Annotated in this window: 21 protein-coding genes; 18 read left to right on the top strand and 3 right to left on the bottom strand. The window is 61.2% G+C overall.

Translation table 11 applies throughout. The features are described 5' to 3' along the window. Positions 1 to 27 precede the first annotated feature (27 nt). The 11 genes from J6U32_RS26945 to J6U32_RS26895 all read left to right on the top strand — a co-directional run bounded on the left by J6U32_RS26945 (position 28) and on the right by J6U32_RS26895 (position 11,589). A complete protein-coding gene (locus J6U32_RS26945) occupies positions 28 to 699 on the top strand; it encodes a nitroreductase (protein ID WP_338836752.1) in 672 nt (223 codons plus the stop codon). Positions 700 to 760: 61 nt separating this feature from the next. Next, positions 761 to 2,002: an enoyl-CoA hydratase-related protein gene (locus J6U32_RS26940; protein ID WP_208792960.1), complete on the top strand. Its 1,242-nt coding sequence runs from the start codon at positions 761 to 763 to the stop codon at positions 2,000 to 2,002. A 6-nt stretch (positions 2,003 to 2,008) separates the two neighbouring features. Continuing rightward, positions 2,009 to 3,172: an acyl-CoA dehydrogenase family protein gene (locus tag J6U32_RS26935; RefSeq protein ID WP_208792959.1), complete on the top strand. Its 1,164-nt coding sequence runs from the start codon at positions 2,009 to 2,011 to the stop codon at positions 3,170 to 3,172. 59 nt (positions 3,173 to 3,231) lie between these two features. After that, on the top strand, positions 3,232 to 4,545 hold the full coding sequence (locus J6U32_RS26930; RefSeq protein WP_208796353.1) for a phytoene desaturase family protein: 1,314 nt from the start codon (positions 3,232 to 3,234) through the stop codon (positions 4,543 to 4,545). Between the two features lie 28 nt (positions 4,546 to 4,573). Further along, complete coding sequence (locus J6U32_RS26925) at positions 4,574 to 4,768, top strand: ferredoxin (RefSeq protein ID WP_208792958.1); 195 nt, start codon at positions 4,574 to 4,576, stop codon at positions 4,766 to 4,768. Positions 4,769 to 4,785: 17 nt separating this feature from the next. Next, positions 4,786 to 6,027, top strand: coding sequence for an NAD(P)/FAD-dependent oxidoreductase (locus tag J6U32_RS26920; protein WP_338836751.1), 1,242 nt, complete (start codon positions 4,786 to 4,788; stop codon positions 6,025 to 6,027). Positions 6,028 to 6,746: 719 nt separating this feature from the next. After that, on the top strand, positions 6,747 to 7,193 hold the full coding sequence (locus J6U32_RS26915) for a winged helix-turn-helix transcriptional regulator (protein WP_208792956.1): 447 nt from the start codon (positions 6,747 to 6,749) through the stop codon (positions 7,191 to 7,193). Positions 7,194 to 7,310: 117 nt separating this feature from the next. Then, on the top strand, positions 7,311 to 8,891 hold the full coding sequence (locus J6U32_RS26910) for a class I adenylate-forming enzyme family protein (RefSeq protein ID WP_208792955.1): 1,581 nt from the start codon (positions 7,311 to 7,313) through the stop codon (positions 8,889 to 8,891). A gap of 31 nt (positions 8,892 to 8,922) precedes the next feature. Further along, positions 8,923 to 9,348 carry a nuclear transport factor 2 family protein gene (locus J6U32_RS26905; protein ID WP_208792954.1) on the top strand — a complete coding sequence of 142 codons (426 nt, stop codon included), beginning with the start codon at positions 8,923 to 8,925 and terminating at the stop codon, positions 9,346 to 9,348. Between the two features lie 242 nt (positions 9,349 to 9,590). Continuing rightward, positions 9,591 to 10,046 (top strand): nuclear transport factor 2 family protein, encoded by a 456-nt coding sequence (locus J6U32_RS26900; RefSeq protein ID WP_208792953.1) that lies wholly within the window; start codon positions 9,591 to 9,593, stop codon positions 10,044 to 10,046. Position 10,047: 1 nt separating this feature from the next. Then, complete coding sequence (locus J6U32_RS26895) at positions 10,048 to 11,589, top strand: AMP-binding protein (protein ID WP_208792952.1); 1,542 nt, start codon at positions 10,048 to 10,050, stop codon at positions 11,587 to 11,589. A gap of 39 nt (positions 11,590 to 11,628) precedes the next feature. On the opposite strand, the gene J6U32_RS26890 is transcribed toward J6U32_RS26895, so the two are convergent. Beyond that, on the bottom strand, positions 11,629 to 12,261 hold the full coding sequence (locus tag J6U32_RS26890; protein ID WP_208792951.1) for a TetR/AcrR family transcriptional regulator: 633 nt from the start codon (positions 12,259 to 12,261) through the stop codon (positions 11,629 to 11,631). 130 nt (positions 12,262 to 12,391) lie between these two features. On the opposite strand from J6U32_RS26890, the gene J6U32_RS26885 reads away from it, so the two are divergent. The 3 genes from J6U32_RS26885 (at position 12,392) to J6U32_RS26875 (ending at position 15,946) form a co-directional block, all read left to right on the top strand. Beyond that, positions 12,392 to 12,916 carry a cupin domain-containing protein gene (locus tag J6U32_RS26885; RefSeq protein ID WP_208792950.1) on the top strand — a complete coding sequence of 175 codons (525 nt, stop codon included), beginning with the start codon at positions 12,392 to 12,394 and terminating at the stop codon, positions 12,914 to 12,916. A 292-nt stretch (positions 12,917 to 13,208) separates the two neighbouring features. Beyond that, the gene (locus J6U32_RS26880) at positions 13,209 to 14,441 is read left to right on the top strand and encodes a phosphotransferase (protein WP_338837867.1); all 1,233 of its coding nucleotides are present in this window, start codon (positions 13,209 to 13,211) and stop codon (positions 14,439 to 14,441) included. Next, positions 14,438 to 15,946 (top strand): class I adenylate-forming enzyme family protein, encoded by a 1,509-nt coding sequence (locus J6U32_RS26875; protein ID WP_208792948.1) that lies wholly within the window; start codon positions 14,438 to 14,440, stop codon positions 15,944 to 15,946. The genes J6U32_RS26880 and J6U32_RS26875 overlap by 4 nt, the downstream gene beginning before the upstream one ends. Positions 15,947 to 16,274: 328 nt before the next feature. Here J6U32_RS26875 and J6U32_RS26870 read toward each other — a convergent pair whose 3' ends face one another. Further along, a complete protein-coding gene (locus J6U32_RS26870; protein WP_208792947.1) occupies positions 16,275 to 16,904 on the bottom strand; it encodes a TetR/AcrR family transcriptional regulator in 630 nt (209 codons plus the stop codon). A gap of 141 nt (positions 16,905 to 17,045) precedes the next feature. Here J6U32_RS26870 and J6U32_RS26865 point away from each other — a divergent pair, with 141 nt between their 5' ends. Together J6U32_RS26865 and J6U32_RS26860 are read left to right on the top strand one after the other, a co-directional pair. Next, entirely contained in the window at positions 17,046 to 17,849 is an 804-nt protein-coding gene (locus tag J6U32_RS26865; RefSeq protein ID WP_208792946.1) for an enoyl-CoA hydratase/isomerase family protein, read from the top strand. A 27-nt stretch (positions 17,850 to 17,876) separates the two neighbouring features. Then, on the top strand, positions 17,877 to 19,049 hold the full coding sequence (locus J6U32_RS26860; protein ID WP_208792945.1) for an acyl-CoA dehydrogenase family protein: 1,173 nt from the start codon (positions 17,877 to 17,879) through the stop codon (positions 19,047 to 19,049). A gap of 35 nt (positions 19,050 to 19,084) precedes the next feature. Here the strand turns inward: J6U32_RS26860 and J6U32_RS26855 are convergent, their stop codons facing one another. Beyond that, positions 19,085 to 19,876, bottom strand: coding sequence for an enoyl-CoA hydratase/isomerase family protein (locus J6U32_RS26855; protein WP_208792944.1), 792 nt, complete (start codon positions 19,874 to 19,876; stop codon positions 19,085 to 19,087). Between the two features lie 168 nt (positions 19,877 to 20,044). Here J6U32_RS26855 and J6U32_RS26850 point away from each other — a divergent pair, with 168 nt between their 5' ends. Both J6U32_RS26850 and J6U32_RS26845 read left to right on the top strand, forming a co-directional pair. After that, the gene (locus tag J6U32_RS26850; RefSeq protein WP_208792943.1) at positions 20,045 to 21,697 is read left to right on the top strand and encodes a class I adenylate-forming enzyme family protein; all 1,653 of its coding nucleotides are present in this window, start codon (positions 20,045 to 20,047) and stop codon (positions 21,695 to 21,697) included. Beyond that, positions 21,694 to 22,548, top strand: coding sequence for an acyl-CoA thioesterase domain-containing protein (locus J6U32_RS26845; RefSeq protein ID WP_208792942.1), 855 nt, complete (start codon positions 21,694 to 21,696; stop codon positions 22,546 to 22,548). Before J6U32_RS26850 ends, J6U32_RS26845 begins: the two co-directional genes overlap by 4 nt. Positions 22,549 to 22,595 lie beyond the last annotated feature (47 nt).

Below are 22,595 nucleotides of genomic sequence, written 5' to 3'. Positions count from 1 at the left end.
CAACACGGCGAGATGCCCACTGACGCAGTGCTCGAGAGTCTGCTCTGTGGCCGCTTCAGTTGTCGGGCCTTCCGTGAGGCGCCGGTACCGGAAGCCGCGATCGAGCGGATGTTCCTGCTTGCCCAGCGGACGGCTTCCTGGTGCAATTCGCAAGCGTGGCAGGTCCATCTCGTTTCTGGTGACGACGCGACCGCCTTCGGCTGTGCCCTCACCGAATGGGTTGTGGGGAATGGGGAAACACCCGATATCGAACCACCGCAACGGTACGAGGATGCCTACCGTGAGCGACGCCGAGCGGCGGGGTTCGGCCTCTACGGTGCGTTGGGAATCGATCGCGGTGATATCGACGCACGGCGTCGGCAGATGATGGAGAACTTCAGATTCTTCGGAGCTCCGCATGTGGCGATCATCAGCAGTCCCGCACTGCTGGGCACCTACGGTGCGGTCGATTGTGGAGCTTATGTCTCAACGATGATGACTGCAGCAGAGAGTCTCGGCATCGCCACGATCGCGCAGGCGGCGATTGCGATGCATGCCGAGTTCGTTCGCAACTACCTCGGGATCAGTTCTGACCGACATGTCGTCTGCGCAGTATCATTCGGCTTCCCGGACCTGGAACATCCGGCCAACTCCTTCCGTACCGCGCGCGCCCAGCTCGGAGATGTCATCTCTTACGTGTCCAGTGGTCAGAGCCGGTAGTACGGACCGGTCATCTGAGCGAGTACTTGCTTCTCTTTTGATTTGAGGTTAAATTAAAAAAATGACCAACATAATCGCCGACCGAGCTGAACTGGCAGGATCGTTGTATCGCGCGCTGGCTGCCGGCGACGCGGACGCCGTCGGCGCGCTGCTCGATCCCGCCTTCGTCGGCGTCGCGGCGGCCGGGATGCCACTGGGTCTGGGCGGCTCCTATGCCGGTCCAGAGGCGATGATCCGCGACTTCTGGTGGCGGATCGGTGCAGCATTTCGCGTCACTGCCGAACCGGAGTCATTCGACACGTTGTCGGACGATCGGTTGCAGGTCGTCGGCACCTACCGCGGGACCTGCCGAAGGACCGGGCGGACCCTCGAGGCAAGTTTCATCCATATCCTGACGTTCAATGGCTGGCGTATCAGTCACCTGCGTCAGCTGACCGACACCGTCGCGTGGTCTACAGCACTCGACGGCGCCGAACGAGCCGGTTATCCCGCTTACCCTGGTCCCTCCATCTCCGATTTGGTCACGATCGACTACCAGGTCCACAACGGGGTTGCGCAGGTGATCTTGAATCGACCGGAGCAGAGGAACGCCATCGACCTCCAGATGGGAGAGGAAACGCTCACGGTCGCGCGCGCCATTGCCGCCGATCCTTCGGTTCGGGCAGTGCTCTTCGCCGGTAATGGCCGGGCGCTGACAGTCGGTGGTGATATCGACTACTTCACGTCCGCGTCGCCTGGTGCGTTCGGCACGCTCGCTGGACGGATGACCGAGCCATTTCACGAGGCATTTCGCATCCTCGAGCGCATCGACGCACCGATCGTGACCGCCGCACATGGATCGGTGGCAGGCGGCGGGCTCGGCTTTGTCTATGCAGCCGACATCGTTGTTGCCGCAAAGGGCACCATCTTCTCCACAGCGTTCAGCGGTATCGGGCTTTCCGGCGATGGCGGCGGCACCTGGCATCTTCCGCGCATCATCGGTGAGTCACGGGCCCGCCGCATGTACCTGGAGAACCTCCGAATCGATGCGGACACCGCCGAAAAGTGGGGTCTCGTCAGCGAGGTGGTTCCTGCGGAGACGCTGCGCGACCACTGCCTGGCCAAAGCCACCAAACTCGCTGGCGGACCCACAAAAGCATTCGGCCGCCAGCGTCAGTTGTTACGTGAGACATGGCAACACTCACTGTCAGAGCAATTGCGTGCGGAGTCCGAGGGTGTACGAGACACCGGCAACACCTACGACGCCCAGCACGCCATCGGAGCATTCCTCAGTAAGACCCGACCGATTTTCGAAGGTAGGTAGCCACTCGTGACCGGACTCATCCAGGACTCCGACGACCACCGCGCGATTCGCGAGAGCGTTCGCGCGATTGCGAAGCAGTATGGTCCCCAATACTTTCTCGAACGAGGTCGGAACGGCGGGCATATCGACGAGCTGTGGAACGATCTCGGTGAAGCCGGCCTGCTCGGTGTGCACCTTCCGGAGGAGTACGGGGGAGGTGGTGGCGGAATGGCCGAAGCTGTCGTGGTCGTCGAAGAGCTCTCGGCACAAGGAATGCCACTTCTGATCTGGGTGATCTCGCCTGCCATCTGTGGCAGCATTCTTGCTGCGCACGGCAGCGAGGCCATGAAGCAGGAATGGCTACCGGGGCTCGCCGACGGCTCCCGAAAGATGGCCTTCGGGCTCACCGAGCCCGACGCCGGTTCCAACAGCCACAACATCAAGACCACGGCGCGCCGAGACGGCGACGGTTGGCTACTGTCCGGCCAGAAGTACTACATATCGGCCATCGACCAAGCCGATGCGTTGCTTCTCATCAGTCGCGATGACGAATTGTCCACTCCGGAGCGCAAGGCACTCTCGATCTTCGTCGTGCCGACCGACGCGCCAGGTCTCACCATCCAGGAAATCCCCACCGCCATCGTCTCTCCCGACAAGCAATTCACTGTCTTCCTCGACAACGTGCGAGTCGGCCCGGAAGCGTTGGTCGGCGAAGCCGGCAAGGGGCTGCGGCAGGTCTTCAGTGGGCTGAATCCGGAACGGATCCTGGTGGGCGCGATTTGCGGCGGCGTCGGCCGCTACGCCGTTGAGAAGGCAAGTGACTATGCCCGAAACCGCAAGGTATGGTCCACACCGATCGGCGCACACCAAGGCGTGTCGCACCCGCTGGCGGAAGCGCACATCAATGTTGAGGTGTCCCGCCTGGCTACGCGACATGCAGCGGAACTGGCCGACCAGGATTCGCCCGGAGTCGGTGAGGCCTCCAATATTGCCAAGTTCGCGGCCGCCGAGGCTGCGCTTGCCGCACTCGATCAAGCAATTCAGACGCACGGCGGCAATGGCCTTGCTCACGAGTACGGGCTCTCCGAACTTTGGTTCGTGACCCGACTGATGAGGACGGCCCCGGTCAGCCGCGAAATGGTTCTCAACTTCGTCGCGCAAACCTCGCTCAATCTTCCGCGCTCCTACTGAGTCGGCGGCGGTCGAGAACGAATCAGTACTTATTTTCCACAAACACCTCTGGAGGAAACATGGCAAACAGTGGCGAGTATGACGCGATTGTCATTGGCGCCGGCGCCGGTGGTCTCTTCACCGCGGCCCGACTGGCCAAGAGCGGATATCGGACCCTCGTCGTCGAACGCCTGGACAAAGTTGGAGGGCGAGCATCGACGACCGAGATCGATGGTTTCAAGGTCAACGACGGTGCCATCGTGATCGAGGTCGGCGGTATCACGGAACAGACCTGCGAGGAGGTTGGCGCCAAGTTTGAGATCCGCGAGCCCTCGCCCCCGATCCTTTACCGGATCGGCGGTAAGGATGTCGACGTGACCGGTGGTGGTTGGGGCATGCTGCTGGGCAAGCTGACACGTCAGGGCGCAAAACTTGTCAAAGGAATCGGAGCCGCACGCAACGACTCCGGTCTGCCGGAGGACGAGCTGTCCACCGCAGATTGGGTTCGGAAGTACACCAAGAACGAAGGTGTGCATGGCATCTTCCGAAACATGTGCGCATCGGTGTTTGCCGTCAGCTCGGAGGAACTCCCTGCCCGAGTATTCCTGACCTACTTCACCCGCAAGAGCGCCTTCAAGCGTTTTGGCTTCCACCCGGAGGGCACCATCGGACTATGGAATGCTCTGGCGGAAGCTTTTGCTGCGCATGGTGGTGACCTGCTGCTGTCCACTGAGGTAACGCGGATCGAGGTCGACGGCGACACCATCACCGGCGTGACCGTCACCCACGAGGGGCAGACGCGAACCATTACCGCACCAGTCGTGGTCAGCGATATCGGGCCGTACGCGACGTTGGATCTCGTGGGCCGCGAAGCCTTCCCCGAGGAGTACGTCTCGATGGTCGAGCAGCGCAATCGGCCATGCGCGATGATCGCGATCAACTTCGCGAGTCAGGAACCGTTGATCAGCGCACCCGGAATGCTCAGTTTTGCCAAGAGCCGACGCGTTGCCTACCTCGCCAACTTCACCGAGACGTGCCCGGAGATGGCGCCCGCGGGATGGCATCTCTACGTGGGCACTTCGGTGCCAGAGCCGGCGATCGGCGACTTCGACGAGGCTGCCGAAACCGAGCTCCTGCTTGACGATCTCCGCGACACGATTCCCGGCTTCGACGAGAAGGCTCGGATCCTGTCGACGACCGTTACGCGAGACGGGTGGCCGCCCCAGCGTGCCGTCGCGGGCTTCGATCTGCCACACACCACTGACCTGACCGGATTGTGGAATGTCGGCGACGCGGTCAAAGAGTACGCCAACGGGGGCACCACCGCTTGCGCGGAGACCGCGGAGATTGTCGTCCGCGAGATCGCCCAAGCTTTCCCGCGAACACAGCCGTGAACCCAGATTCTGAAAGAAGGTGACCGCCATGAAGGTGACTGTCGATTTCACAAAATGTACCGGACTCGGCATTTGCGAGTCCCTCGCACCTGAGTTCTTTGAGGTCAACGAGGCGGGTGAACTCGTGCTTCTCAAAGAGGACATCAGCGACGATGAACTGCAGGCGGTTGAAGAGGCAGTCGCCGGATGTCCCACTGAGGCACTACGCATCGTACGAGACTGACGCCCCGCCCAGAAGGAATGGACTCGATCATGACCGTTGACAAGCTCGTCGTTGTGGGAGCGTCACTCGCCGGGTTGCGCGCCGTCGAAGCCGCGCGAAAAGCAGGGTATGAGGGATCGATCACGTTGATCGGTGCCGAGCGGCACCTTCCGTATGACCGCCCGCCTCTGTCGAAGGCGTTCCTCGAACCCGGCTCCGATGACCTCCCTGCACCGTTCTTTCGGACCGAGGAAGTGCTCAGCAATGAGCTCGGCGTCGAACTTGTACTGGGCGCTCCCGCAACTGGTCTGAACACCGAGTCCAAGACGGTGCGCGTGGGCGATCGAGATGTGGAGTATGACGCACTCGTCATCGCCACCGGTTCGATACCTCGCATGCTCCCCGGTACCGAGTCGCTCGACGGCGTCTACGCACTGCGCACCGTGGACGACGCGATTGCGGTGCGCGAGGCGTTGACCGGCGGTGCGCGCACTGTGGTCATCGGTGCGGGGTTCATCGGATCGGAAGTGGCATCCGGCGCACACAAGCGAGGTGTCGACGTCACCATCGTCGAAGCATTGCCGACGCCACTGGTGCGTGCTACCGGTGAAGCCATGGGGCACGCAATCGCATCGCTGCACCACCGTAACGGCACCACGCTGATATGCGGAACCGGCGTGTCCGCGATCGAGGGCGACGGTCACGTTGAGCGAGTCGTGCTCGCCGACGGCACCGTGCTCGATGCCGATCTCGTTGTCGTCGGGGTAGGGGTTTCGCCCGCGACCGATTGGCTCGAGGGGTCAGGGGTGCTTGTTGACAACGGCATCGTCTGTGACGAAACGCTGTGGACCGGCGTGCCGGGCGTCTACGCGGCCGGCGATGTCGCGAACTGGTTCAACCCTGTGCTCGGCGAACGCCAACGTATGGAGAACTGGACTGCGGCTGCCGAGCAGGGAGCAGCTGCCGCGCGGAACGCCATCGACCCATCAAACTCGAAACCCTATGGCACAGTGCCGTATTTCTGGTCCGACTGGTACGACGTCCGAATCCAGTTTGTTGGCTCACCGAACGCAGACGAAGTCGTTGTCGTCGACGGCGATCCCGAGAGTGAAGGGCGTTGGGTTGCACTGTACCGACGAGGTGATCGGCTCATCGGTGCACTCACCGTCAACGGCCAGGCAGTAATCATGAAGTATCGCGTGATGATTGCCAAGGGACGGTCGTGGCAGGATGCGCTGGCATTCGCAGAGTCGCGCAAGGTGTCACAGACCACACACTGAGTTGCAGCACCTTTGGCTTCCTGCCGGTGTTGGGGGTGTCGGCTCATATCAATTCCGCATCGGCCGACTCTGATCCCGAGGCTCGGCATGGTTGTCGACCTTGGGCGTTCACCCTGCGCTACTCACAAATCCAGGCCGGTGAACTCGCCCGCTGGGTTGAATAACTGGCTTGTCTGTTTCTCCGGCTGCGAGCGGGCCAATCCAAGCGCCTTCTATTGCGAGAACCACAAATCCAACACTCTTCTGGGATTACCTCTACGGGGCTCTCATCATCGTGGAGCGGGAAGGCCCGTCAATTGAGATAAGCAGACCGTCCAATCGGGACGCCTCCCATTGAATTGTCTATGGGGGCGTGGGCTCCACCCCCAGATCCGCCAGCACCCTGCCGTCGACCACACCGAGTCCGGCGAGGGCCAGACGAACTCGCCCAGGACGACCAGCAGCAGCGCGCTCGCACTCCCGTCACGCGTCGCGGTCAACGGCGACCTACTGCTCGGCGCCGAGATCGCCTCATTGCCGAGGATCATCTCTGGATCGTGGCTGCTCATGGTAGGCCGACAATAATCGATCCCGGGCCCGGCAAGGACGGTTACGCATGGTGACGACAGCGAGCCAGTCGTCATCCTCGAGATTGCCTGGACAGCTGAACTACATTGATGGTTGTGTACCCTGAGCTCGCGCGAGATGGAACGCCACTGCCACGACGATCTCCTGCCGTCATGCAGACCGTTGCGATACTCAGCGACAAGTGGTCCTTCGCCATCCTGGTGGAGACCTACTATGGGGTCAGCAAGTTCGATGACTACCAGCACAACCTCGGCATTTCGCGAAACATACTGACCAAGAGGCTTGGCACCCTAGTCGACGAAGAGATCCTGAGGCGAGTTCAGTATCAGACTGGGCCGGCCCGATACGAGTACCGGCTGACCGACAAGGGCCGGGCGATGTACCCGATTTTCCTCGCGATACAGCAGTGGGGCGAAGGGTATCTGGAAGCAGACCAGGACCACGACTGGCACCTCGTGCACGAGACTTGCGGTCAGACGACAGCGCCTCATCTTTGCTGCGACCAGTGTGGTGAACGTGTGTCGGTCTCGACAATACGACTTGTCGCCGACCGAACGGCTGGCGACCCAAGTCAAGACAGCTCACCAAATCACCTCTGAGACGAGTCAGTTCTTCTGGAGAACTATTGAGTTCTCATTGAGCACCCACTATGGTCGAGTCAGATCCGCAACCGCGGACCTCAGCAACGAGAGCGCTCGCGATGTGGAGATACTCTTATGACGGTTCTGATCCGCGACTATGCAGTTCGACTAGCACGAACTCGCGGCAACGACCTGGCGTACGCACAGCAAGGTCGAACGCTTACCTGGTCCCAGATCTACGATCGATCGGCGCGACTCACCCATGCCATGCAATCTCTGGGACTGCACCCCGGCGACCGGGTGGCGATTCTCTCGCAGGATCGCATCGAGATGATCGAGCACTGGCACGCGTGCATTCACACAGGCCTGGTTCGGATCGGCATCAACTGGCGTTACTCTCCGCGAGAGATCGACCATATCGTGCGGGACGCGGACGTGCGCTTCATTCTCATTCAAGCAGAACTGGTCGACCACGTCCGGTCGCATATTGACGAATGGTCACACGCTGGTTGCATCGCCGTCGGCTATGGCGACGGACACGGTCTGCCCTACGACTACGAGTCGTTGATTTCCGAATCGACGGCCGCCTTCGACATCCCGCACCTGTCGGACGAAGATCCCATTGCCATCTCCTACACCTCCGGCACAACCGGCCTGCCCAAAGGTGCCGTGCTCACCCAGATAGGCGCCGCCACCCAAGTGGTTTCGTCACCATACGCCGGCGGATTCAACTCCGACGACGTGATCTTGAACAACCTACCTGGCTCAGGATTCCCCATCTTCATCCACACCTTCGGTATTTCAAGCGGAGCAGCGACCGTCCTTCCAGGACGCTTTGACGTCGCAGGCACCATCGATAACGTCGACCGCTATCAGGTCACCGTAATGTTCGTTGTACCAACCATGCTCAACGCGATAGTCCAGGAACTCCACAGACAGCAGCGGACGCTCGACTCTTTGAGAATCGTGGTAATGCTTGGCAGCCCCGTCGTCCCGGAGGTGATTCGAAGGGCGACTGAGATTCTGTCGTGCACCACCTTCCAGAACTGGTACGGCTCAACAGAAGTCACCGGGGCCATAGTCATGGAGCGCGATCTGGCTGCGCATCTCGATTCTGATGGACCGGCACCGGTCGGGCGGCCATTGTTACATGTCGATGTCGAAATTCATGACGAAAACGACCGATGTGTCGAAGCGGGAACAGCCGGTGAGATCTGCGCGCGGGGCCACCTGTTGAGTCATTACCACCAGATGCCCGAAGAGACGGCTCAAGCCTTCAGGAACGGCTGGTACCACACCGGCGATGTGGGATACCAGGACTCTCTGGGGCGAATACACCTTACAGATCGCAAGAAATTCATGATCGTTTCAGGCGGCTACAATGTTTTTCCAGCCGTTGTGGAGAACATCTTGGCCCAACATCCGGCCGTTGGCGAAGTAGCGGTTGTTGGAGCACCACATGAGCATTGGGGCGAGGCAGTAGTTGCTGTGGTGGTGCTGGCCACCAATCAGCAGGCCGATGCGAAGACACTGATCGAGTACTGCCGGCCGCGAGTCGGCCAGTGGGAGGTACCGCAACACGTGGAGTTCGTCGACTCTCTCCCTATCGGAACAACCGGCAAGATTCAGAAAATTGCACTTTCCAAACGCTTCCACGATCATCCCGAACTACTGGTGTGGAACACCCCGAGCGACGCTGAAGCACTGTCGCACTAGAATTTTTTGTCAAAATAGAAGGAGAACTGTCATGACCGCACCCACCGAACAGCTGCTTTCAGACGAGGAGATCTTCGCGGCGACCAAGCGATGCATTGAAGCCTGGAACTCGTTGGACGTCGAGGCAACGCTACAGACATACACCGAAGATGTTGATTACCGAGACCCTGCGGCAACAGGCACGATCCAAGGTCGCGAACGACTTCGTCGATATCTGACCAAGTTCTTCAAAGTTTGGGATATGCAATTCCGAGTGCTCGAAGACCGGAGAATTGCAGGGGCGAACGCTCAGGTATGCGTTTGGGAAGTCGACATCACCCCTCGGGACGGATCCGCACCGACGATCACCGAAGGTGGGATGGACCTCATCCACGTCCGCGGCAACCAGCTCTCGCGCGACCACGCATACATGGATCGGCTGACCATGACTGCCGGCACGAGGAAGACCGCCTCCTGAGTTCGCTGCGTCCACGCAGAGTAAGAACAGGACGACGAGGCATCCGCCCTCCATGCGCGCCGGTCAGATGATCCCTCGCGCCTCGCGGAGTTGCCGAGCACTGAGACCATCCTCGCTGCGGAGGGTCTCAGTGCTTGGCCCTTGCCTACAGGCCCACTCGAACTTTCCTCGATTGACTGGGACCGCTCAAAGTATTTATTCTACAATACATTAGTGAGCCCACGCGGTTCGAAAGGAACTCAATGACCGAGTCTGATGACACCGACCACTTGATTCGACCGGACGACAAGAAATTCCTCCAGCACTACACCACCGCGTGGTCTTCCGGGGACGAGTCGCTCCTTCGCGAGGTGTTTGCGGACAATGGTGTGTACATCGACTCCGGTATGGGCCATACGTACACCGGCGTGGCCGACGTGGCGCGCTTCTTCAGACACATGCTGAGATTCTCGAGCGACACCTTGGTGGATTTCACTTCAATCGTTTCAGACGGAAACGCCTTTGTTGCCGAGTGGATTTGGTCCGGGACGGCTGACGGACCACTCTCCCTCGGCGAGAAGTTGCATCCGCCGACAGGCCGCCGCTACTCCGTCCCTGGAGTAGCGGTTTGCCGCTCAGATGCGGCGGGACGCGTGAGTTACCACAAAGACTATTACGACGTTCGCAATTTCATCCAACAGCTCGGAATCGACGACTGACGTGGCTCGTGGCTTCCACCTGACTCAGCCGGTCTCTCGTGCGGCCCGCATATCGCCTGACTGCCTGGCTACCATCGACGGAGACCGTCAACTCACCCATCGTGAGTTCAGAGACAATGTCCAGAGGCTCGCTGGCGGGTTGCTCGAACTCGGCGTCAGGTCCGGCGATCGAGTTAGCGCGCTCGCACTTAATTCCGACCGATTTTTGCTGCACTACCAGGCAGCGTGGTGGATTGGAGCCATCACCGCTCCCCTGAACATTCGCTGGTCGACCGACGAGATGATTTACTCACTCAACGACGTCGAGACTTCGGTGCTACTGGTTGATCGTTCATTCGCCGACCGCGTCGACACCATTCGTGCGGAGTGTCCGTCCATACGCGCAGTAATCAGCATGGACGGTTCAGACGTACACGACAGTACGACCATGCTCGACCTGATGAACGATGGGCCACCGGTTCCGGATGCCGGCTTCGGAGGACAGGATCCAGCGTGCATCCTGTTCTCCGGCGGAACGACCGGCTATCCCAAGGGTGCATTGCTCAGTCACGACAGCATTGTCTGCGGCGGTGTCGGAATGCGGACAATGGGATGCGGGACAAGTGAATTACTGCTTCATTGCGCTCCGCTATTCCATATGGGTGGTATCCAGATGGCGTCGGGTCACTGGTTCGGAAACGGTACTCACGTTCTGGTACCCGGATTTGTCCCGGCGGTCGTTGCCGAGGCAGTAGAACGACACGGTGTCACTGACATGCTCCTTGCACCTACGATGCTGGCAATGCTGTTGAACGACCCGCACAGCGCAGACCGCGACCTCTCATCTCTGAGGCAACTCGTTTACGGGACCGCGCCGATAAATCCATCACTCCTGAAACAAGCAATGGACGCAATGCCGCACGTCAAGTTCATGCAGGGCTATGGGATGACCGAGACCGCGATGACTCTGATGCTTCCGCCCGACGTCCATCGTCCAGACAGTCCACTCAACTCAAAGTTGGGTGCCACCGGTGTCGCGAGCCCGTTTACTGAGTTCAAGATCGTCGATGCGTCTGACACTGAGGTGCCAAGTGGTGAGGTCGGGGAACTAGCCGTGCGCACGCCCGGACTCATGCTCGGATACTGGAATCGCGACGACGAGACATCTGAAACTATTCGCAATGGATGGCTTTACACAGGCGACGCTGCGTATGCCGACGCAGACGGCTACGTCTACGTTGTCGATCGGATCAAGGACATGATTCTGACCGGCGGTGAGAATGTCTTCTCGATCGAGGTCGAGCGCGCCCTCGCCCGACACGAGGACGTCGACGCAGTCGCGGTTATCGGGTTACCCGACCCTACCTGGGGAGAAAGGGTGCATGCGGTCGTTGTTCCCCGGACCGGCACCCAACCTCGCGCCGAGGACCTCATTTCGTACGCGCGCGAGACGCTTGCGGGATACAAGGTGCCGCGCACGATAGAGTTCGTCGACACGCTTCCGCTGAGCGCCGCCAACAAGATCCTCAAGAAGGAGCTTCGGATGCGGCACGCACTGTCCTGATTCTATATCTACAAGGCGACGAGAGGCTGTTTCGTCACTTCAATCCCGAATTGTCGCAGCGGTCGCGGCCATCATCGCCAGCCGTCGAACATAGGCGGCGCCCTTCTCCCTGAATGCATCCCGACGATCAGGCGGCGTATCGAAGATCCGCGTGAAGATCGCACCGTTAACCATCTCGAGCACGATGATCCCTCCTGCGCGGTCGTCGATGTCGCCTCGGAGGAGAGCTCGGTCAACGATGGCCTCTGCCGCACGCACATTTCGCCGCATGTGCTCCCGAAGCACGGTGTCCGAGAGCTCGGCGAAGACGGACGAGTCGAGTTGCAGTCGTTGCCACGCACGTGCGCCCGTAGACATCCACCAGTCGAGGAGCGCAAGACCAAGTTCCATCAGGTCGCCCTCGAGACTTCCGGTATCGGTATCCACGTGAGGTAGGTCCAGGATGCCGAATGCATCCAGCAAGAGCTCTTCTTTGGTAGCCCATCGCAAGTAGATTGCCGGCTTCCCAACTCCGGAACGGCGCGCGACGCCTTCGAAGTTGAATGATGCCCAGCCCACCTCCGAGTACACATCAAGTGCGGCGTCGAGCAGTGCCCGTTCCTTGCTCTTGTCACGCTTGCGACCCGGAGGACGGCGAGGTACCTGCCGCGATGATGAGTTGTGTGTGGCCACTCTGACACGGTACTGCCTCTCAAAGCGACGAGCCGAACCTATTGCCTACGGGATTCGTACGTAATACGATCACTGTCACTACGCAGATCGTCTAATCTGTGTTCGATTATTGAACAGAATGTGGAACAGCATGAGTAAGAACGAATTCCAGTCGCGTGTGGTTGTTTCGGGTGTCGGCCCAGACGGCAAGTCGTGCGTCGTGAGCGATGCGAACACGACAGAGCGGGCCGCGACGCCGGTTGCCACCTTGAACGACGTCTTGTCCGTGGCCGCCGTGCCTGTCCCCGTGACCAGCGACGTGTTCGTCCAGACTGATGAATACCAGGTGATTCCGCCCAAGAACGGATTGAAAGTGCTCGTCGCCTGCTTCCCGCCCGACAAGGAATGGCAAAGTGACCCGGAACTGTACTCGGCTGCGCTAGCGGCGACAGGGGCATCCGAAACCAACAGTGACGTCGCGCACGGATTCCACACGACCGACACCGTCGACGTGATCACCGTGTTGTCCGGTGAGCTGTTCGCGGTTCTCGAGACCGAAGAAGTTCGCCTGCTGCCGGGGGACACGTTCGTTCAGCGAGGCACAGCACACGCGTGGAGCAATCGCTCGGACGGGCCGACCGTGGCGGTCTTGACCATGATCGACGGCGCCCGCTGAATTGGCCGGCGAGGAAGGCTCCGTCGAAGTGACCGCAACAGACTCCGAAATCGTCATCGATGCTCCCGCATCGGAAGCACACGGCTCACACGATGACACTTGGATCGACCGGTGGGATACGCTGCCCGCACCCTGGCCTGGAGCATTCGAGTGGGTGGAGCGATGCGTAGGGCGTCCTGTCATCCGTGTCCGCAGGCAGGGCAGATGGCGTCCGGCATGGTTCATCGAGATCCAGTCTGACGAGAGCGAAGCGAGTCGGACCCTGTATCTCCGGTGTCAGCGGGAAGAGCCGATGCCGTGGACGGAGACACTCTCCATCAAACGGGAGCATCGAATCATGGAGGTGCTTCAGCGTCACGGAGTCCCAGTACCGAAACTGTATGGATTGTGCCCTGCTCCCGAGGGAATCCTGATGGACGCGGTCCCGGGTAAGGACCGTTTCGACGATCACGATCCACAGCACCACCGCGACGACGTCTTACTCGAATACATCGATGCCCTCGTCAGGGCGCAGGACATTGATCCCGATGAGTTCGAGAAGCAAGGTTTTGGACGACCGTCCGATCCTACCCAGATCGGATTGATGGGGTTTGACCTGTCGGAATCGTGGTACCGAAAGGTGAAGCCCACACCGGATCCCGTTCATGAGTTCATCATCGGATGGATCCGGCGCAACATCCCACAGCGTTCGGAGGTGACCTGGGTTCATTTCGATGCTGGGCAGTTCCTGCACCAGAGCGGTCATATGACCGCGGTCATGGACGTCGAATTCGCCTGTCTTGGTGACCCTCTCGCAGACCTCGGTGCAATGCGAATGCGTGATACCGCGCAGCCGATTGGGAACCTGACCCTTGCGTTCAAACACTATGCCGAGAGCACGGGCCGCGATGTCGACTCACATGTCGTCAACTTCAATGCGGTTCGGTTTGCAGTTCTCACCTCGATGCTGTCGATTGGAGAGCGGTTCGATCCGAGTTCGCGATTCGACCTCGCGCAGTGGGAGGCGTGGTCCGTAATGGCTCAACTGATTTGCCTGACGATAATCGCGGAGGAAACCGGAGCCGAACTCCCCCAAGACTTCGACGACGTGCCAGGGGCTGGATCGCGACGCCGACCATGGTCGCGATCGATTGAGCGTGTGCTCGACGACATCCTGAGCGATCTCAGCGATGAGGACTTCGCCGCATTCCGCATTCGCATTGCCCGCGACATGGCTATCGCGATCGGCAGTGCCGACGAGCTCGCCGACGCGACTGAGCAGCTCGACCGCGCCGATGAGGAAGCCCTGCTGGGAGTCCGGCCCAACAATTGGCGCGAGGCTGACGAGGCCCTCGAGCAATATGTGCTGAAAGCGAGACCAGACGAGGACACCTCGATCGTGGCGTTTCTCTATCAACGATTGCGTCGCCAACAGATGATCCTTGATCCCGCCATGCGAGACGTTCGCAATTTCACCGTCCAGAAGGTCGATTGGTCCGAGGTCAACGCACGACCAGGAGCAGCACCTGAACGAGGTCAGCAATGAACACCGAAATTGACAGAGGAATACGACGAGGGGCGGACGGACTTCTCGAATACGCCGCACAGGAATCGTCGATCGTGGACATCTTACGGCGCGCGGTATCGCGAGCGCCCGAGCGAGAGGCAATCGTGGTCCCGGGCAGTGCGCGGCTGACGTATGCAGAACTCTTCGATCGTGCGCAAGCGTTGGCTCAGGGCCTGTCCGCCAACGGCATCCGCCCAGGAGACCGCGTCGGTATCGATCTTCCGAACGGTGTCGAATGGGTCGTCGCGTACTGGGGTGGTCATCTCGCGGGATGCGCGGTGGTGCCGCTGAATTCACGTCTTCCGGACCGGGACAAGGCCAGTCAGATCGCGCACGCGCAGTGCGCTGTGGTGATCAACGATCCCGCCAGACTTCCGATCGGGAGTTCGCAATCATCGCAGCCGTCAGCTCAGCCGGCCTCCATTGCCGAGATCGTCTACACCAGTGGTACTACAGGCACGCCGAAGGGCGTCGCAATGAGCCATCGCAGTCTGTGGACTGCTGCTGAGAACACACGCCACATGCTCATCGATGCGATGCCTGAGGTGGAAGGCCATCGCAGCCTTATTTCCGTCCCGCTCTTCCACGTCACCGGCTGCCATTCCCAGTTGCTCGCCACAACTCACATCGCGGGTACGTCAATCATCATGCCTGCTTTTGACGTGGGATCGCTCTTGACCATTATCGAGAGTGAACAAATCAACCAATTGATTTCGGTTCCGACAGTCTACTGGCGGGTCGCCCATCATCCGGCGGCCGCGAGTGCGAATACGGGGTCGGTGACCGCAGCCCTGTTCGGTGGTGCGCCCGTTCCACCGGAACTCGCGCCGCTACTCCGGTCCCTTTTCCCCCAGGCCTCACTCGTGAACGGGTTTGGATGCACCGAATCAACCGGAGTATTGACCGCCCTGCCGAATCGTTTTGCCCTCAGCCATGCGGGCGCCATCGGGTTACCGATGCCCGCGGTGGAGATAGAGATTCGCAACCAGGACCCGACCGGGGCCGGGGAACTGTTCGCCCGGGGGGCAAGCATGATGGCGGGCTACTGGAATGGGACGTCAGCGGACGCTCCAGAGGACCAATGGATCTCGACTGGCGATCTCGCACGCCGCGATCAAGATGGCGTGTTGTGGATCGTCGATCGACTCAAGGACTGCATAAGTAGAGGCGGTGAGAAGGTCTACTGCGTCGAGGTCGAGAACGTGCTCATCGGCGCCCCCGGAGTATTCGAAGTTGCCGTCATCGGAGTCCCAGATGATGAGCTGGGCGAACGAGTCGGTGTGATCGTCTCACCGGAACCAGGGGGTCAGGTTGACCCCGGCAAAGTCTCCGAATTCGCGCGGGAGTCGCTGCCCGTCTTCTGCCGGCCCGAATTCATCTACGTCTCACCGGATCCACTTCCGCGCAACCCAAGCGGCAAATACCTCAAGCCCGATCTCCGACGGGCAGTCGACTGGTCCAAGGCCCACCGCCCAACCCGATAGGCCGGCAAGTCTCAATCCCGCTCTTGTGGTGATGCTCGCCCGCGAGTACATTCCCTACTGTAATCGCCGTTACAGTAGGGAATGTTGATGCTAGCCGCTTTCCTCGACCCGACAGCAGGGGCTCTCGCACCGAAGTGGGAGTCGGTGCTGGAGCGCCGGCAACTCCGGGGATCGCCGTAGAGGTCCGCGCGGTCGGCATGGCTGGGGCCGACTTCCAGCATCCGCACGGCACGTACGTGGGCGCATCACGAGGAAGTGCTTGTCGGCGAACGCCTCTAAGTTTCCAGGGCATGATCTGTCAGACACCGGATCACCAGATGCTCCGAGGTCAGGCTCGATAGAGCGTGTTCCACACGATGTCTGTCAGTGCATCGACCTCACGCTTGACGGCCCGCGGTTTTGCCACCCGAACCTGTTGGTAGAGGCCGCGTTCGACCATCCAGACCAGCCAGCCGGCGGTGGGGCCGGGGTCGACGTCGTTGCGAACGAACCCTGCTTGCTGTCCGCGTCTGATGTGTTTGGCCAACTCGACATGACCGGCGGCGAACAATCCGTGGAACTCATCGCGGACCATGGGGTCCGATGTCGAGGCCTCGGCAAGCGCCGCAAGCAGCTTCGCGCGTTTCCGATAGGTGGCAACGAGTCCGGCCAGGGCGTCTCGGAGCTCGGCGTGGGTGAGCTTTGATTCGGCATCCATCCAGACCCGGGCCGCGGCGATGACGTCGGCGAGCACGCCCTCGCCGAGCGCGCGCAGCAGATGGCCGAGGTCATCGAAGTGCGAGTAGAACGTTGAGCGCGCGATGCCGGCCCGGGAGATGACCTGCTCGACGCTCAGGTCCCGGAAGGGAACCCCCTCGGCCAGCAATGCCTCTGCGGCCTCGGTCGCGCGCCGGACCGTAGCCGCACGCTGCCGCTCGCGGCCCGGCGTACGAGCGGCGTCTGTCGTCTGTGTGGCCATGGCCTCTCTCTGATCGCTTCGGCCTCAGTTCCGTGATGAACCCAGTCTACTTGCCGCTACTGGAAAGCTCGAACATCGTGTACGCTCATTTCCAAAGTCGAACATATTGTACGAATTATCCGCGCGCCGAGTGGAGGATCAATGACCGACCATCCGGGCGGTGATCAGGATCAATCAGGTTCAGGCCGAACATTCTCAACCATCGCGGTGACCGGTTCGGGTGCAGTTCGCGTCGTCGCCCTCAACCGTCCCGAACGACACAACGCGCAGAACCTGACGATGTGGCGTGAGATCACCGATGCGTTCGGCGACCTCAGCGCACAGCCCGAGGTCGTCGCGGTCATCGTCAAGGGTTGTGGCCACTCGTTCAGCTCGGGCATCGATCTGCACGAGTTCACGCGCCCGGGAGGATTCATCCGGACCCTGGCCGAACATCCGGTCGGCACGCCGGATCCGATGCTCGGTGCGATTCATGACGCGCAACGGGTGATCACCGCCATCCGCCGAGCGCCGTTTGTCACCATCGCTCAATTGTCGGGGGCGGTACTGGGAGCCGGCATGCAACTCGCCCTCGCCTGCGACATCCGTATCGTCGCCGCTGACGCCCGAATCGCGTTGCTGGAGTGCACCAAACAGATGCTGCCAGATCTCGGTGCCACGTGGAGCCTGCCTCGGCTGATCGGTCGCGAGCGTGCATTGGACCTTATCCTGACCGGCCGTGAACTCACCGGCGGTGAGGCGGTCGCGGCGGGAGTCGCGCTACGGTCACTGCCCGCCGCCGGACTCGACACCGCAGTGAATGAGTACGCCGTATCCATCGCGGGGATGTCTCGCGCGGCGGTGGCGTATGTCAAGGCATCGATTGATGCCCAGGACGAAGCCGACAGCCTGAGGATCGCCGCCATCGGCCAGGCTGCGTGCATTCGAAACCTGTCTCCGCACTGACCAGAAACCGAAACCAGGAGCTGCACAATGGCAATCGCCCTACCCGATTTCGCCGTGAATCGATCCGTGTACGCCGACGAGCATGAACAGTTCCGCCAGACGGTGTCCGCGTTCCTCACGCGCGTGGTCGCGCCGAATTTCGACCGGTGGGAAGATGCCAGGATCGTCGATCGGGAACTGTTCACCCAGGCGGGCAACGCGGGCATGCTGTTGTTTCCGACTCCCGAGCAGCTAGGCGGTGCCGGCATCGACGACTTCCGATTCAATGCCATCGTCAATGAAGAGTTCGCCCGATCGGGGTTCGCGTCGGCAGGACTCGGTTTGGCCTTGCAGAACGATGTGGTCGGGCCCTACCTGCTCGATCTGACCACCGACGAGCAAAAGTCGCGTTGGCTGCCTGGGCTCACCGATGGATCCCTCATCGGTGCCATCGCCATGACCGAGCCGGGCACCGGCAGCGACCTGTCGGGTATCCGCACCCGCGCGGTCCGCGACGGTGACTCTTACGTGATCAACGGCGCGAAGACCTTCATCTCGAACGGCCAGAACTGCGATCTCGTCGTCGTCGCCACCCGCACATCAGATGATGCCCACAAGGGACTGACCCTCATCGTGGTCGAGGCCGGCACGCCAGGTTTCGTGAAGGGTCGCAATCTCGACAAGCTCGGGTTGCACGGACAGGACACCAGTGAACTGAGCTTCGGCGACGTCCGCGTACCGGTGGCGAATCGCCTGGGGGAGGAAGGCGAGGGCTTCTACCAGTTGATGCGCAACCTGCCACAGGAACGGTTGTCGCTGGCGGTCACCGCGGCTGCGGCTGCCGAGGGAACACTCGCGCGCACGATCGAATATGTCAAGGAACGCAGAGCTTTCGGCACACCGATCGGTTCGTTCCAGAACAACCGTTTCCTCCTCGCCGAACTCGACACCGAAGTCAACATCGCCCGCGTCTTCGTCGACCACTGCGTAGAGCTGCATGTGCGCAAAGTTCTCTCGCCGGTCCAGGCGGCCAAGGCGAAATGGTGGGCGACGGAACTGCAGATGCGCGTCGCGGACCGCTGCCTGCAACTGCATGGCGGCTACGGCTACATGAAGGAGTATCCGGTCAGTCGAGCGTTTGTCGACGCCCGCATCCAGTCCATCTACGGCGGGACCACCGAGATCATGAAGGAGATCATCGGTCGCTCACTGGGATTGTGACCGATGATCTCTCGCGGGCGATCGTGACGTGCGAATCAGAGCGCGGCGCGCTCGGTGGCTCGGCTCTGGCCGGACTTGAGGCGTTCGAGCCCGGTGGCAATACGTTTGGTGAACAGCTCGCGCTGCACCAGATCGTGGGTGACGCGCAGTTCGTACGCGGTGGCGCCGATGTGGTCCATGTTCTGGGCGCGCAAGGCGACCTCTTTGAGTACCGAGGTCAGTTCGGCGCCGTTCTCGGCGATCTGTTTGGCCAGCCGTAGGGCGTTCTCGCGTAGCGTGCCGACCTCGACGACCTCGTCGACGAGTCCACATCGTTGCGCCTCTTCGGCTGAGATCGGGTCACCGGTGAAGAGCATCCGGCGGGCTCGTTGGGTGTTGGTTTTGCTGAGGATGCCATGGTAAAAGCCGTTCATCGCATACTTCACCTGTGTGGAGCCGAATGACGCGTTCTTCGACGCGATCGTGATGTCGCACATGTTCGCCACATCCATCCCGTATCCCGGCGCGACGCCGGCAACCCCCGCCACGGTGGGCTTGCGGTAGTCGTAGATCGCGACCATCAGGTGCAGTGCGAGGTCGGTGAATCTCGTCCGGTCGGCGCCCTCGGTGCCCTGTAGGACATCCAACGCCCAGCCGGCGCAGAAGTAGTCCTCGTTCCCGATGATGAGGACCGCTGCCACGTCGTCGTCGTAGGCCCACTCGTCGAGTGCCGCGATGACCTCATGGTGCAACTCCCATCCGAGTGCGTTGCGCTTCTCCGGATGGTTCAGCTGCATGATTCCCACCCCGTCCTCGACGGAAGTCAGGAGATATTCGTATTTCGACATCAGTGAAGTCCTTTGTTGGTCAGGTGAATTGGTCACTCCGGCGGCTGTTCCCATCGGCTTGCCCGGCCGTGTGAAAACCATACACATCGTTCGGGCGACCTTCCATTAAATCCGGACATGTTGTATTGTTTGTCAGGTAAGCCACATCACTGCCCTGGGAGAACATCGATGAGAGTCGACACCGCACGCGCTGCGCAGTACACCGAGCTCGGACTGTGGACCGACGGGCGGATCGGCGAGCTCATCGGTCGGCAAGCGCAACGGTTTCCGGACCGTGAGTTGTTCTGTTTCAACGACCGTCGGGTGACCTACGGGCAGTTCTCGTCCTGGGTGAACGGGGTTGCCGCGACGATGATCGCGCACGGAGTGCAGCGTCGTGACCGCGTGTTCGTCCAACTCCCCAATTGCCTGGAAGCTTTGGTTCTGCAGGTGGCCGCGTTCCGCATCGGAGCGATCAACGTGCCGGTCGTGCCGATCTATCGTGAGCACGAGACCGAGCAGATCCTCGCCGATAGCAGGCCGTCGGTGGTCGCGGTCGCCCACACGCTCGGCAGCCGCCTTCCTCACGCGGAGATAGATGCCGCTCTCGGACGGCTCGGCCATGCGCCGCGGATCAAGTTCCTCGTCGGTGGTGAGCAGTCGGGCTGGACCGCGGTGACGCAGACCGGGATCGACGCCAATGGTTCGCTGCCGGAACCTCTTGCGGCGGACGAGCCGGCTCTCATCCTCTACACGTCGGGCACCACATCGGCGCCGAAGGGCGCGCTGCTCAGTTCCCGCGCGTTGATCGCACATCTGCGCAACTACGCCGATGTGATGAATCTGGACGAGACCACGGTGCTGGCGGCCGCTACGCCTCTCTCGCATCTGGGTGGCTTCGTCGCGGGCCTGGTGATGCCGGCCCATCTGGGGGCGCGCGCGGTGATCCTGCCGGGTTGGAATGCTGACGAGGCGGTCGGCGTCATCGAACGGGAACGGGTCACGGTCATGATGGGCGCGACCATATTCCTGCAAGAGTTGATCGATCGGTACGCGGCGGGCGCGGGTGCGACCCATCGACTCCGCAGTTATCAGTGTGCGGGTTCGACCATCCCGCCGAACCTGATCCGTGACGCCGCAGCTGTAGGGATCAGCGCTACCCGTAATTACGGGATGACCGAAACCGCCGGAATATGCACCGCTGCAAGCGAATCAGATCCACTTGAACAGCGCGCCGAATGGGACGGTCGAATGTTGCCAGGCATGGAGATCGAGGCGGTCGACGAACTGCGTCAGCCCTTGCCCGAAGGTCGGATCGGACAACTGCGGATCCGAGGACCTCAACTCTTCGACGGCTACACGGATCCAGTGGTGACTGCGGCGCAGAGCGACGACGCCGGGTTCTTCTATCCCGGGGATGTCGGGGAGGTGAAAGACGGTTGGGTCAGGATGACTGGCCGAATGAAGGATATCATCAATCGGGGAGGGGAGAAGTTCTCGACCCAGGACATCGAGGCGGCGTTGTTGTCGCACCCCGACATCGGCCGCGTGGCGGTGACAGCCGTCCCCGATAAACGCTTCGGCGAGGGTGTCGGGGCATGGGTCGCGTTGCGCGACGGAGTGGAATGGGAGGGGGCGCAAACCTATCTCCGCCACCTCGACGAGTTGAAGATGGCCCGGGCAAAGTTCCCCGTCGAATGGCATGTGGTTGCCGACATTCCCACGACGATGTCGGGAAAGATCCAGAAGTTCCGTCTGGTGGATCTGCCCGACCTCGCCACCGAGCTCAACGCCCACCTCGACAACGGCAGCGACAACACTGCCGCGGCGTCCGCGAGATGACCGTCGACGACACGCGATTCGTCGACGATTTCGCGCGCTGCGCCGCAGACGGAGCTCCCTCGCTGATCGGCCCGACTGGACCACCCGACGAACTGTTTGGTGTTCGCCTGATCGGCCACAGCAACGGTATGGCCGTAGCGGACTGCACCAAGCCACTTGGCGATCCCAACCCGGGGTGGCTGATGCCGATGATCGACCTACTGCTCGCCCGGGCGACACTGGACCCGACACGGTCGCACAGCTGTATCACGCTGCGGATCGACCTCAACGTGAACCCCGCAGCGCTTGCTGCAGCCGACACGGTTCGCGGGATCGGCCGCAGTGGGTTCAGTGCAGGTGCTGTAGCCTCGAGTAACTGCAAAATTCGCTGCAAAGCAGCAGAATTCGGCGCAGCGGAATTGGTCGCCACCGGGAGTGGCATGTTCATGTTTGATGTAGCAGAGCTGCCCCACCCCTCCGAGGCCGCGCTCGCACGACGGCATTCATCGACTCTGGTCGAGCTGCTCGGTCTGGACATTGAGGTGACGCCTGGGACGACCGTGATGCCGACTGGCGTCACCACTGCGAACCCGTCGGGTGTGGTGCATGGCGGGGCCCAGGTTGCCGCGCTCTGCGCAGCGGTGGCGGAAGCTGCTCGTGCCCACGCGGCTACGGATATGTCGATCGTTCACGTGTCAGCCGAGTTTATGCGTCCGCTCTCGGCGTTCGCCGAACCGCTCAACATTTGCATCCGACATCGACGGCGAGGTCGCACGATCGCGACCTATGACGCCGAACTCGTCACTCCAGACAGGGAGGTCGGAACCAGGGCCCATCTGACGCTGGCACGAGACACCGTGCTCGCGCCGTAGTCGACCCTGTCATACCGCGAAACACACCTTGGTTCCCGAGGGGTGGG

The sequence above is a fragment of the Gordonia polyisoprenivorans genome (assembly GCF_017654315.1).
In the GTDB taxonomy this organism is placed as follows: domain Bacteria; phylum Actinomycetota; class Actinomycetes; order Mycobacteriales; family Mycobacteriaceae; genus Gordonia; species Gordonia polyisoprenivorans_A.
Note: the sequence above shows the minus strand (reverse complement) of the source record. Positions and strands in the feature narration are given on the sequence as shown.